The 12,393-nt window shown below is 58.1% G+C and carries 8 protein-coding genes and 2 pseudogenes; 2 read left to right on the forward strand and 8 right to left on the reverse strand.

From position 1 onward, the window contains the following. Positions 1-3 precede the first annotated feature (3 nt). The 5 genes and pseudogenes from ACTIE1_RS11785 to ACTIE1_RS11805 form a co-directional block, all read right to left on the reverse strand. A pseudogene (locus ACTIE1_RS11785) lies at positions 4-204 on the reverse strand (transaldolase family protein); the annotation flags it as partial. A gap of 29 nt (positions 205-233) precedes the next feature. Continuing rightward, positions 234-890: a uridine kinase gene (locus ACTIE1_RS11790; RefSeq protein WP_439563394.1), complete on the reverse strand. Its 657-nt coding sequence runs from the start codon at positions 888-890 to the stop codon at positions 234-236. 2 nt (positions 891-892) lie between these two features. After that, the gene (locus ACTIE1_RS11795) at positions 893-1,675 is read right to left on the reverse strand and encodes an ATP-binding cassette domain-containing protein (protein WP_439562454.1); all 783 of its coding nucleotides are present in this window, start codon (positions 1,673-1,675) and stop codon (positions 893-895) included. Further along, positions 1,672-2,733, reverse strand: a complete 1,062-nt coding sequence (locus ACTIE1_RS11800; protein WP_439563395.1) for an ABC transporter permease — start codon at positions 2,731-2,733, stop codon at positions 1,672-1,674. Before ACTIE1_RS11800 ends, ACTIE1_RS11795 begins: the two co-directional genes overlap by 4 nt. Before the next feature lie 117 nt (positions 2,734-2,850). Next, on the reverse strand, positions 2,851-3,864 hold the full coding sequence (locus tag ACTIE1_RS11805) for a sugar ABC transporter substrate-binding protein (RefSeq protein ID WP_439562456.1): 1,014 nt from the start codon (positions 3,862-3,864) through the stop codon (positions 2,851-2,853). 263 nt (positions 3,865-4,127) lie between these two features. Here ACTIE1_RS11805 and ACTIE1_RS11810 point away from each other — a divergent pair, with 263 nt between their 5' ends. Beyond that, the gene (locus ACTIE1_RS11810; RefSeq protein WP_439563396.1) at positions 4,128-5,357 is read left to right on the forward strand and encodes an ROK family protein; all 1,230 of its coding nucleotides are present in this window, start codon (positions 4,128-4,130) and stop codon (positions 5,355-5,357) included. A 550-nt stretch (positions 5,358-5,907) separates the two neighbouring features. On the opposite strand, the pseudogene ACTIE1_RS11815 reads toward ACTIE1_RS11810, so the two are convergent. The 3 genes and pseudogenes from ACTIE1_RS11815 to ACTIE1_RS11825 all read right to left on the reverse strand — a co-directional run. Further along, positions 5,908-6,387: pseudogene (locus tag ACTIE1_RS11815) on the reverse strand (helix-turn-helix domain-containing protein); the annotation flags it as partial. A gap of 97 nt (positions 6,388-6,484) precedes the next feature. Beyond that, on the reverse strand, positions 6,485-6,703 hold the full coding sequence (locus ACTIE1_RS11820) for an ATP-binding protein (protein WP_439563397.1): 219 nt from the start codon (positions 6,701-6,703) through the stop codon (positions 6,485-6,487). Positions 6,704-6,792: 89 nt separating this feature from the next. Continuing rightward, on the reverse strand, positions 6,793-11,595 hold the full coding sequence (locus ACTIE1_RS11825; RefSeq protein ID WP_439563398.1) for a RecQ family ATP-dependent DNA helicase: 4,803 nt from the start codon (positions 11,593-11,595) through the stop codon (positions 6,793-6,795). On the opposite strand from ACTIE1_RS11825, the gene ACTIE1_RS11830 reads away from it, so the two are divergent. Further along, a complete protein-coding gene (locus tag ACTIE1_RS11830; protein ID WP_439563399.1) occupies positions 11,548-12,006 on the forward strand; it encodes a hypothetical protein in 459 nt (152 codons plus the stop codon). The two genes, ACTIE1_RS11825 and ACTIE1_RS11830, sit on opposite strands and share 48 nt — an antisense overlap. The last annotated feature ends 387 nt before the right edge of the window (positions 12,007-12,393 follow it).

Here is a 12,393-nt window from a genome sequence, read left to right on the forward strand (position 1 = left end):
GCGCATCATCTGGTCATAATCAGTTTCAGACACTTCCGCAGAAACAGGACCGTCAACCAATGCCGCGATCTCTTTAATAACAGCAAGAAACGGGTGGCCACTTCGCGCGATCAGCGTGGGATTTGTTGTCACGCCATCAATCAAACCAGACTGCGCGAGGCGTTCTATTGCGGCAATATCAGCTGTATCGGCAAAGATCTTCATAATGTCTCCGTTACATGGCAAGTGCCAGTTCAGACAGGTTGGCGGTGAACAGGTGTCAAAGTCAGGTCCGCAGGCATGCTGTTCTCAAGCACGTGCCGCGCATTCCTGAGGTCGTTCCCATGGGCCTTTTGAAACGCCTCCTCGGCCGAGAGGCCGTGAGAGACCCAGCGATCAATCAAACGCTCTTCGAGGATTTCGAAGGATGGCTTCAACAAAACGGTCGCATCCAGGAGATTGCGTAGTTCCGCCCAGGGAGGCTGCTGAAGTAAAAGATAGTTTCCCTCGACAACGATGATGGTTGCTTCAGAGCCCACAGTCCCGGCGTCTCGCAATGTGCGGTCGGCATTTCGGTCAAAAAGGGGGAAATTTTTTGTGATCCCGCGAGCTCGAAGCTCGGCCACTTTCGCAACAAAACCGTGCGCATCAAATGTTTGAGGCGCGCCTTTGATCGGGCGCAACCCAGCGCGGTCCAATGCCTCATTGTCGAGATGAAAGCCATCCATCGGCACCAGTGCTGCCTGCCCGGGCTTTCGCGCATTCAGCCGTGCAACAATCTGTTCCGCAAGCGTCGACTTGCCTGAACCTGGTGGTCCTGCAATTCCGATCATCTTGCGCTGATCCTTGCGGGAGTCTGTGCGCTCCACAAGCTCCAGCACCGCAGCAATATCTGAATCAATTTCACACATCGTTAAGCCGAGTGCCCTATCTCGTCAGCGCTCATGGCTCCGGTCATCAAGGCAACTGCATCAGACATCTTGCAATCGCCCGGTTTCACAACACATAGCCGTCGACCCAGCCGATGAATGTGAATGCGATCAGCGACTTCAAAGACATGGGGCATGTTGTGGCTGATCAGGATAATCGGCATCCCCTGCGCCTTCACGGTCAGGATCAGGTCCAGCACCTTTCGGCTTTCCTTGACGCCCAGGGCTGCTGTTGGTTCATCCATGATGATGACGCGCGACCCGAAGGCGGCAGCCCGTGCCACTGCGATACCTTGACGCTGCCCACCTGATAGTGTCTCGACTGATTGATCGATGCTCTGGATGGTCATCAGACCTAGCTCTGAAAGCTTTTCCCGCGAAAGCTGACGCATCCTTGCCTTGTCGAGCTGCTTGAACACACGACCCATCACGCCGGATTTCCGGATTTCGCGTCCCATGAACATATTATCCGCGATGGAAAGTGCCGGAGACAGAGCAAGTGTCTGGTAGACCGTTTCGATCCCGTATTCCCGTGCGGCAATAGGCGAAGGAAACCGGACCGGTTTTCCTTCTACAAGGATCTCGCCCTCATCTGGCTGAATGGCCCCGGAAAGCGCCTTGATCATTGAGGACTTGCCTGCGCCGTTGTCGCCGATAACCGCCAGGACCTCGCCCGGATAGAGGTCAAAATCGCATCGATCCAGGGCCGTGACACGGCCATAGCGTTTAACCAGACCGCGCGCCGACAGAATTGTTTGTTGTGTCATAGGCTTGCCTTTCTGATGCGTTGATCAACACCGACCGCAAGAATGATCAGCAACCCAATGAGCAGATAGGTCCATTGCACATCCAGACCCAGAAGGCGGAGCCCCAGTGTGAACACACCCACAATCAGAGCCCCGAACAAGGTGCCTGCAACTGATCCCCGCCCACCAAAAAGCGAGATACCGCCAATTACCACCGCTGTAATGGATTCGATATTCGCAAACTGGCCCGACTGCGGAGACACGGACCCAATCCGACCGATCAACACCCAGCCGGCAAAGGCGCAGATCAGCCCGGCAAGCGCATAAACGGAAATCAAGGTCTTGCGCACATTGACACCTGCCAGCTCTGCGGCCGCAGGGTCATCACCGACGGCATAAACGTGCCGGCCCCAGGCTGTCTGGCCAAGCGCATAGGTCAGTCCCGCAACCAGCAGAAGCAGGAAAATCACGCCATACGTAAAATTGGCACCCGCAACTGAGACGGTCTTGCCGAAAAACTGTAGCAGCGGAGCCTCTGCCGCAATGGTCTGGCTGCGGATCACTTCGCTTCCAGAATACAGAAACACTGTTGCCAGCACGATTTGCCACATACCCAATGTCACGATGAACGGGGGCAGTTTAACGACGGCCACAAGGAATCCGCTGATCAATCCGCAGATCAGACCACAAAGCAAGCCGCAGATGATTGCTATTTCCTGCGGCAACCCAAGATCGACGCTGAACTTGCCCATCACCACGGATGACAAGATCATTACAGCGCCTACAGACAGATCAATCCCGGCGGTCAAGATGACAAGCGATTGCGCCATGGCGACAATGCCGATGATTGCCACCTGTTGCAGGATCAGGGTCAAGGCGAAAGGCGAAAGAAACCGGTCCCCCAGCAGGATCCCGAAGATGGCGACCGCAAGTGTGAGCACGAATAGCGGCACAACTGCTGGCATCCCGTAGATCAGGTTCGTGACCTTCGCCATCAACCCGCTTCGCCCACCGGCAAAAGACGCTACTGCCTCTGGTGCAGAAGGCGCTGCCTCGTGTTTGTCTGATTTACCCTGCATCTAGGACATCCTCGGATCAGCTTTCATGCGGTTATTAAAGAAATGGGGCGCGGTTACGTTGCAAAAAACAAAGCGCAACGCGGCACTGCGCCCCAATATCTCGATCTCAGCTCGGGATCAGCCCCAGCAAAGTGCCAGACCTTCCTCTACTGAAAGCTGCTCCATCCCCTCGACTGGTGCATCGGTGACGAGGCCGACGCCCGTGTCAAAGAAATCCTTGCCCTCGGTGGGCTCAGGGAGTTCACCCGTTGCGGCATAGTTTGCGACAGCCTCAACTCCGAGTGCGGCCATTTGCATCGGATATTGCTGTGCCGTCGCACCAATCACGCCTGCCGCCACGTCCTCAACCCCGGGGCAGCCTCCGTCAACCGAGACGATCATCACATCATCTTGGCGCCCGAATGAACGAAGCGCCTCATAGGCGCCGGCCGCGGCGGGTTCGTTAATCGTGTAAACAAGGTTGATGGTCGGATCGATCGCCAGAAGGTTCTCCATTCCCTGACGTCCACCTTCGGCATTGCCGTTTGACACCTCGTGCCCGACAATGCGGGGATCATCCTCGTCACCCCAACGGTTGGGGTCACCAATATCAATCCCGAATCCGGTCAGGAAACCCTGATTGCGCAACACGCCGACAGTGGGCTGGCTGACATTGATATTGAGCAAGCCAATGCGGGCACCCGAAGTGTCGCCCATGGTGCGCGCGGCCCATTCACCGATAAGCACGCCTGCCTGAAAGTTGTCCGTGGCAAAGGTCATGTCCGCCGCGTCAATCGGGTCCAGCGGGGTATCAAGTGCAATCACAAGCAGCCCCGCATCGCGCGCGCTCTGAACTGAGCTGGTGATAGCACCGGTGTCTGAAGCAACCAGAAGAATTCCGTCCACACCAGAAGCGACGCATGTCTCGATAGCGGCAACCTGTGTTTCATGATCGCCATCGAAACGCCCTGCAAACGAGCGAAGCTCGACCCCCAGTTCTGCCGCTTTCGCAAAGGCCCCTTCGGCCATTTTTACAAAGAACGGATTTGTGGCGTCCTTCGTGATAAGACACACGCTTCCAGCCGCAGCTGCCGACCCAGCCGCAGCCGCCGATATAGCGAGCCCTGCGAGCCCTACTGTCATGATTTTCATTGTCTACTCCCTTTAGTTCCAAGCGAACTCGAAAGCGGTAACTTCATTCAAAAGTAAAAAGAGACCGATCAAGAAGGGTCCTTCTTCTCCGTAGTTACGGCCAGCACCGCTTTCCTCCCCCGCTGACCTCGTGTCTTGTAGAATTATCGAGATATCACTGTCAATAATTACTTTGCGATGAATTTATTATCATCACCTTCCCTCTCTTGCTTAAAACCCCAGACACTCGTATCCTAACCCGAAGTAGGTCAGTGGAGCGAAGCATGTCTGCACAGGATAAGGCATTGGATGACAAGGAAGAAAGGCTTCGCCTGACACCTGTGAAAGGGTCCAATCAGGTGCATGTCCGTGGGTTCAACGAACGGTTAATCCTGAACCTAATCCGTCAATATGATCAGTTGACGAAGGCAGAGGCAACACGGGCAACTGGGCTGTCACCGAACGCTGTCTCGATGATTTTTCGTGCGCTTGAAGATGAGAACCTTTTGCTCCGTGAAGAGCCGATTCGGGGCAAGATCGGCCAACCATCAACTCCGCTAAGGCTAAATCCCTCCGCAAGGCACTATGTCGGCTTTAAGATCGGGCGGCGCAGTTTCGATTTGGTTGTGATTGATTTCACCGGTAAGATATTGGCGCGCAGGACCAGCCAGCACAGTCATCCGACTCCAGTTGCAATGTGCGCGTTCTTTAAGCATGAAATTCGTTCGCTTCTGCGCAGTGCGCATCTCCGGCGCGATGATATCGACGCGCTTGGAGTGGCGATGCCGTCCGAGCTTTGGCACTGGACAGATGACTTCGATGCGCCCAAGACAGAGATGGAGGCTTGGCGCGACTTTGATGTCGCCTCAGCTTTACACAAGATACTGCCCGTACCGATCTCGATCGAAAATGACGGCACTGCGGCCTGCCGCGCCGAACGGGTCTTTGGGCCACATACACTTAAGCAGGATGTCATTTACTTCTTTATTGGTACCCTGATCGGGGGAGGAATTGTCCTGAATGGCAGCGTCTACGTCGGACGACGGGGAAACTCCGGTGGTTTTGGGCCGTTGCGCGTCCCAGATGAACCAGGCGGGCATAGGCTTATTGATCACGCTTCACTTGTGGTGCTTGAGAAGCTCGTAGCTGGCGAAGGGAAGGACCCTTTTTCAATCTACGATCAAGACCTCGACTGGCAAACCCTGGAACCTGCGCTGTCGCAGTGGATTTTACGCGCAGCACGGGGTCTTGCCCATGCAATCGTGTCAACTCTCTCTGTTATTGATTTTGAAGCTGTCGTCATAGACGGTGCATTCCCAGCGTCACTTTGCAGACGACTACTGGGCGAAATCAACAATGAACTGTCAAGGCTTGACCTACAGGGCGTTATGCATCCAGAATTAAGTGCAGGCCATTTTGGAACAGTCGCACGCGCCTTGGGTGCGGCATCCTATAGGATCACGACAGATTTCATGATTGACCAAAACGCCCTTCACCTTGGTGCCACCAAATAGCGATAGATTCGGTAAAGTCTTTGTCTGAACTTGTTCAAAGCTCAGAGAATTGCACGGCTATCTTGTAAAGGTTGTTTTGCTGACTGCCGGGGGTCCAGAAACAGCCATCAATTTGCACACCAACCCTTCAGCTGCACATTGGGCCCAGTACACCCATGAGACAACATAAGAAGTGCGCGCGACTCATGTCTGCGCCCTCAAAGGCCACTGAGGGGATCGCTTAGCTGCGCAAATCTTCCATCTAGCGTGTATTCGATCAAACGCCGGTATAGGCATGCAATGCGGCGGCACTGCCTTGTGACCAAATCAACCCCAACCACGCGGCGAAGCTGTCGCGAAACGCGGGCTGAGTGCCCAGATCCCCATAAATTTGTCGCTGTTCGAGCCATGCCACAGGGTGGTTGCGCGCCTGCTGCGAGATGCGCGTCAAGTCAGACCAATGTGGATCATTCGGCGCAATGATGCTGCCATCTTCACGCGTGCCCGCGCACATGCGCGCCCAACCCCGCGTACACGCCGCAGCCGCAAAGCCGCAACTATGGCCCCGAAGGCTGTGCGACAGCTTGATATGCGCCACCTGCAGCTTGATGCGCTCGCCGCCGACATAGGCCCAGTCCTCACTCCAGTCGAACTGGAACGCCTCGCCCGGCGCAAACACCAGCGGCACGAAAGTGCCCCGATCGGTCGTATTTTGCGCACGCTGTCGTTCGCCCTTCCATCGGCGCACAAAGGCCGCGACGCGCTCGTAGGAGCCGTCATATCCAGCCTTAACAAGCTCTTCAAACATGTCCTTCGCAGTGCGGCGGTCCTTACGCGCCTTGCGCTGGTTGGCCACCAGCCAGTCTGTCAGCAGCGCCGCGTATGGATCGATCTTGCTTGGTCGATCAGGTGTCTGAAACTTGGGCTCGACGATCCCCTCCCGCAGATACCTCTTGATCGTGTTCCGCGATACGCCCGTCCGCCGTGCAATCTCGCGAATGGGCATCTCGTCCCGCAACGCCCATTTCCGAATAATCCTCAAAAATCCCATGTCTATCACTCCAAAAGCCCCCGACTGCCTCGTGCAGGGGCAAGGTTGCACATGGGTCAATTCTCAATGACAATTTCTGCTGTTGCCGGGTCAGTTCTCAGTGACAATCAACATTGATGTCTTCTATGCAAGCATTTGGAAATCGCATTTTGGCGTTTCTCAGCCTGTTGGCAAACCGCTTGTCGGCGCGATGTGCGGCCTCGCGATCGAGCATCATGCCCAACCATTCATTACGATCCAGCGCCTCGCCGGTATCCTGTTCGGCGAGGGTGTGCCAGGCGGCCGCCATGCCATGCAGGCCAAGGCTGGCGTCCATGCGAGATCCCGGGTGTCCCAGCATCGTAGAAGGCGAATTTCATGAAATTTGCATAGCCGGCAAAACACAAAACTCCGAGGCAAAGTTGTTCACTCCAGCACAATCTCGGGCAGAACCACTTCCCAAGCCTCGCGGGTCAGTTTTTGCCGGTGTTCCTCACCACTCTCATGGGCATGGCGCGTCACGATTGCTCCGACCTGAGCGGAAACAATCCGTCGCCCCGGCGGCACAGCCCAGTTGGTGCGCATCGCCGTCAATCGCCGCCCCTGACTGTCGGTCACAAACCAGCGCTTGTGGATTTGCGCGAGGGTCACAGGAGCACCGACCTGCGCTTGCGTGATGGCCTTGAGACTGCGGTCGTGGGCGGGCAAGCGTCCAGCCCAGTCAATGAAGACCTGCCCCAGCTCGGGCTGGATATAGTACCGCTCTGGTGGCAGCTCGTGCAGTTCCGGCAAGGCAGCTTCGCGCCGCAGAACGCTGTCACCCTCGGCCGGCACAAAGGCATGATGCGCGCTTTGCGTCATCACTGCAAGGCTACGGCGGGCGCGGGTCATCGCAACATAAAACAACCGCCGGGGTGCGTCGGCATCCTCGTTATCTGACGGGGTGTCCCATCCGCCATTCAGGATCACGACATCATCAAATTCCAGACCCTTGGCGCGGTGGGCCGTCATCAGAAGCATCCCGCGTTGCTCGCCACGCGCATCCCGCGCCCATTCGCCGAACCACTCAACCAGATCGGGGACCGATACGCCACTTGCGCCCACCTCCTGTGCCAAAGCGGCAATGCCCTCGGCAACAAGATCGGACCAGCGGTTGCGCGGCAATGTGTTTGCGATCCTGAGCAGTTCGGGCACAGTCAGCAAACGGGTGCGGTCACGCGAAATCGCCTCGATAAAGCACCGCATCTCGCGCATACGCCACAGGCTTGGCGGGGTTTCATTGGCCATCTCGACCGGAATGCCCTGCGCCTCGGCATAGGCTCGCGCCGGGGCGAGTTGCCGCCAGTTGCGCGCGATGATCGCGGTACGCGACCAGTTCCAACCTTCTTCAAGCGCGGCCAGACGCTGCAACTCGCCGATTGCGGCCACAGCCTGCGCCCGATCGCCCGGCGGGCAATGCAGCAGCTGCACACGCCCCTGTCCTACGGGGTCGTGTTTTGCCATGACCCCGCCTGCCGGCTCATTGCGCCTTTTGCGGTCGATGGTGATATCGTGGCCCCGTTTCATCCGGTCACGCGCACCGGAAACGACTGTGTTCGACGCCTCGATGATGGACTTGGTGGAGCGGTAATTTTCGACCAGATATTCGGGCCTTGCCTTGTAGTCCTGCTCGAACTGACGGATGTAGCGGATCGACGCCCCGGAAAACGCATAGATGTTCTGATCGTCATCGCCGACGGCAAAAAGGCTCAGGCGCAGGTCTTCATCCTCTAGCGTCCGGCCTGCCACTGCCGCGATCAGCGCGTATTCCTGCGCGCCCACATCCTGATACTCATCGACCAGAATCCACCGATAGCCCTGGATCAGCGTCTCGCGCTGGGCTTCGGCCTCGGTCTTGCTCAGGCCCTCGCCGTTCAGCTGGCGCACCGCTTCCATGACAACATTGTCGAAATCCCGGCTTTCGGCCCGCGCGCCTGCAAAGCTCGCGCCCACAAGCCGCATGGCCAGCGCATGGCATGTGGAGACTGTCACGCCGTAAGCCTCGTCCCCGACAAGATGCCGAAGCCGTCCCCGGATTTCGACGGCGGCGTGACGGTTGTAGCTGAGCACCAGAATGCTGCGCGGATCCTCGCGGCGGACCCGGATCAGATAGGCTATGCGATGCACCAGCACCCGCGTCTTGCCCGACCCCGGCCCTGCCAGAACAAGCACATTGGTCGCATCTCGGTCATCCGCGACGATCTTTTGCTGAACCGGATTGCCAAGCGCCTCGACCACGGCGGCCCAGGATTTACCAGTGGTCTGACGTCTGACCTCGGTGGTTTTGCCCTTCATCCAGCGGCCCATGAAGGCGTCTTGATCCAGCGCAAAATAATCCTCTGAAAGACGCATCGCGTCACGCATCGACGCAAGCCCTGTCTCGGCATAGGTGGCCATGACATGGGTCTGCACGGTCTGTTCGTCATAATGATCCTGCAAAGGCGCGAAGTCCTTGACCAGAAACTGCCCCTTTCCGGGGGCAAGCTGCACGGTCATCGCAGGCCGGAACACAGTCAGCCCCTTGCCCAGCGTGACGACATCCTGCTCGTGCAGCCACATCAGGGCGCGATCCATCAGCCGCGTCATTTCCTTGACCTGCGCGCGCAGGAATGCATCGCCTGACAGGCTGGCGAGCAGGTCGCCCAGTGTGGTCTCGACCTGCAAATCCTTGCCGCGCTGACCTTTGTTCAGCCGCCCGAGAAGATGCGAGAGCAACGCTTCGCCCGCTTGCTGGCGCAGGGTGGCGGATTGCTCGACCACCCGCCATGACCGTTGCAGCGCCACCGAGAGTGTATGTCGCGAGAGTTTGCGCAGGCGCAGATTGCCCCTTCCACCATCCAGATCGCGGCCATCGCGCGCCATGCCGCGCAAAAGCTTCTCGACCAGATCAGGGCGCACATGGCTGTGCCCGCCGTCGCGCAGCTTCTGGCTGGCCAGTTGCAGATTCAACGGGGTGCTTGCGTGATCGTCGGCATTGGGCGCGTCTTCGCGCATCAGCGCGATCAGGTCGGTCTCCAGCCGCGTGGCCTGACCCAACCGATTGACCGAACTGTCCTGCACTGAGGTATGCACAAACACAGTGACCGCAGTGTCATTTCGCGCAATTCCCAAAGCCTCAAGATCCGCCAATGCCTTGGTCAATTGCCCTCCGGTCAGTCCGCTGATCCCGGTCAACTCATCCGTGGAGATGCCCTCATCCGGCGGCGCATTGATCAGATGGCGGACGATATCCATCAGTTGGACGCGCCGCGTACCCGTGATCTGCGCCTTGTCCAGCAAGGCTTTCGCATCCTCAATGCTGCGCACGCGCAGCGAGGATGGAAAAACCTGCACGCGGTTTTCTTCCCGGGTCAGCAGCTTCGCCTCTTCCAACCAGGACAGCGCCGTCTTGACCCGCGTATCATCCGTGGCGCTTTCACGCTGGAATTCGCGGTCCTGCTCATTGCGCACGATTTCACCTGCGGTCGCAACCACAGTGCCTGTGCTGCGCGACCTCACATCCATGCGCCGCACGGCCTTCAGGATGGCACCGATCTCGTGCCGGGCAAGGCGCGAGCGCGCCGAAAGCTGGAACTGGCGCTCAACATCATCAGCCGCAAACAGAAGCACGCAATTCGCATGGTCCCGGTCGCGACCGGCGCGGCCTGCCTCTTGCAGATAGTTTTCAAGCGAGCCGGGAATATCGCCATGCACCACAAGCCGGATATCCGGCTTGTCGATCCCCATGCCAAAGGCGTTGGTCGCCGCGATCACCCGCAACGCGCCGACGCGAAACTGTTCCTGAATGGTCTTCTTCTCATCCGGCGTCAGCCCCGCATGATAGCGTTCCGCCGACAGGCCCTGCTGTTGCAGAAATTGCGCCACATCCTCAGTCGCCTTGCGTGTCGCGCAATAAACGACGGCACCGGACACACCATCTGGCGGCAGGCGCTGCTCGATGACATCGAGGATATCGGCCAGTTTGGTGCGTTTCCCGGTTGCGCGCACCTCAAAGCTCAGATTTGTCCGCGACGCGCCCCCATCAAGCAGCAAAAGGTTCATTCCCAACCGGCTCTGGAAATGGTCGCGAATGTCGCGCACAACCTCGGGCTTTGCGGTTGCGGTCAGACAGATCACCGGGGCGGGATCGCCTTCGCCTGCGGTTTCGCGGATGAAGCGCGCGATATAGCGATAATCGGGCCTGAAATCATGTCCCCATTTCGAGACGCAATGCGCCTCGTCCAGCACCCAAAGGCCAATCTCGCGCTGCGCCAGAACGGACCGAACACCGACGCTGCGCAACTGCTCGGGCGAGATCAGCAGCATTGCCGCCTCCCCCATACGTACCTTGTCCAGCGCATCCTGCCGCTCGGGCAGCGAGAGCATCCCGTTGACTGTGACAGCCGACGAAATGCCAGAGCGTTCCATCCCCGCCACCTGATCGGCCATCAGAGCCACCAGCGGCGAGATGACAACGCTCAGCGCGCCGGTCCGGTCGAATTTGGCCAGCGCCGGGATTTGGTAGCAGACGGATTTCCCCGTGCCCGTGGGCAAGATGCCGAGAAGGCTGTTCCCGCGCATCCCTTCATCGACGATGCGTTCCTGCAAGGGGCGGCCGTCCACATCTGTGGGAACGGGGCGATAGGCGTCAAAGCCAAACCACCGTGATAACGCCTTGATCGGGTCGCCTTTCTCCCGGCACCATGCACATGCAGGATCGTCGCAGGACGTGTCGCGCAGACGCTTCACCATGCGCCCCGCATCCGGAAACTGCCTGCGCACCCAAGGCGGCATGACGGAGTCGCCACCCGCAACCGATATCCATGACAGCGCATAGGCGAGAGGCCAGCCCAGCTGCGGCGACGCGATTTCGTCAAGAACGCTTCCCAGCGCAGGCGTGCAAGCCTGCCCGTCGAGCAATCGTGCGACGGCCTGCCGCGCCTGATCGGGGGGTGGCACATCAGCGCGGCGTATGTATTGAAACAAAGCAGCGAAGCCGAGATCGTACTCTCCACGCGATGTCAGATAGTGATAGGCAGCAAGCGCATCGGGGGACCGCCCCTGCAGCGCACGAAAGGCTGCAATCTGATTACCCAGCACATCAAAGACAAGCCGCGCATCCGCTTCCGGGTCATTGACATGGCCCGACAGCAACCGCCCATCATGGTAGTGCTTGACCAGATGGTGATAGGGGTTGCGCGGAAACGCCAATGGATTGAGCCAGAGCGTGTCGATAGGCGCCTGCGCGAGCTGCACCAGCCGGGGCCGAAGCGCCGCCAGATGCGGCAGGTCATGGCGCAGAATATTGTGACCGATCAAATGCCGCGCATCCCCCAGCACCGACTCCAGCTGATCAAGTGCCGCCGCGACACCGGCGCCCTTGCCGCGAATAACATCAGCCTGTCCGCAATGAACCGCAGCCAAATCGAACACGCGCGCAGCTTTTGGGTCAACCTCAAGGTCAACAGACACACAGGTTTTCAGGAATGGATCGTGTGGTTCGACAATCTCAGACAGGATGACACCGGAGATGTTATTCAAATTATTGGTCTATTTGATGCCCCAAAGTACCAATGGTCAAGCCTTCAAGAATTTCGCGCTGACTGGGAGATCATTGAATGATGAAGCGCTTGCCAACAGGAACGGCGAGACCCGGCATTCTGATTTTGACCAAGGTTTATTTGAGTGCCGCGACAATGTCCATGGAGGGCAGAACTGGTACCTCGTTCAGCACCGACTCAAAAACGGCAACTTCCTTTCACGCGTACAAATGGGCGCCCATTTTGCCGTGGCGGTTCATACTTCCAAAATCGAAACCCTCCGTCACGCGCATGCGCACAGAATGGCTGGATCAAGGCAGAAATGGCAGGAGGGAATTGGCATATGTTAATTTCAACGCGGCCATGCCATCGCGTAGCCTTGGCCTGTCAGTCTGCCTTCAAGACTGTCCCAGAAAAATCGTCCTGATGGCGCTGTCGCACGTCAAACCTGAGGCTACCTCGCAGGCCT

Origin of the sequence: Roseinatronobacter sp., from assembly GCF_051859525.1 — a bacterium.
GTDB lineage: Bacteria > Pseudomonadota > Alphaproteobacteria > Rhodobacterales > Rhodobacteraceae > Roseinatronobacter.

Excerpts from the sequence above, each read along its gene's own strand:
- ACTIE1_RS11830 (WP_439563399.1), top strand. The coding sequence starts at position 11,548 with ATGGTAGTGCTTGACCAGATGGTGATAGGGGTTGCGCGGAAACGCCAA.
- ACTIE1_RS11795 (WP_439562454.1), bottom strand. The coding sequence starts at position 1,675 with ATGACACAACAAACAATTCTGTCGGCGCGCGGTCTGGTTAAACGCTAT.
- ACTIE1_RS11820 (WP_439563397.1), bottom strand. The coding sequence starts at position 6,703 with ATGGACGCCAGCCTTGGCCTGCATGGCATGGCGGCCGCCTGGCACACC.
- ACTIE1_RS11805 (WP_439562456.1), bottom strand. The coding sequence starts at position 3,864 with ATGAAAATCATGACAGTAGGGCTCGCAGGGCTCGCTATATCGGCGGCT.
- ACTIE1_RS11800 (WP_439563395.1), bottom strand. The coding sequence starts at position 2,733 with ATGCAGGGTAAATCAGACAAACACGAGGCAGCGCCTTCTGCACCAGAG.
- ACTIE1_RS11810 (WP_439563396.1), top strand. The coding sequence starts at position 4,128 with ATGTCTGCACAGGATAAGGCATTGGATGACAAGGAAGAAAGGCTTCGC.
- ACTIE1_RS11790 (WP_439563394.1), bottom strand. The coding sequence starts at position 890 with ATGTGTGAAATTGATTCAGATATTGCTGCGGTGCTGGAGCTTGTGGAG.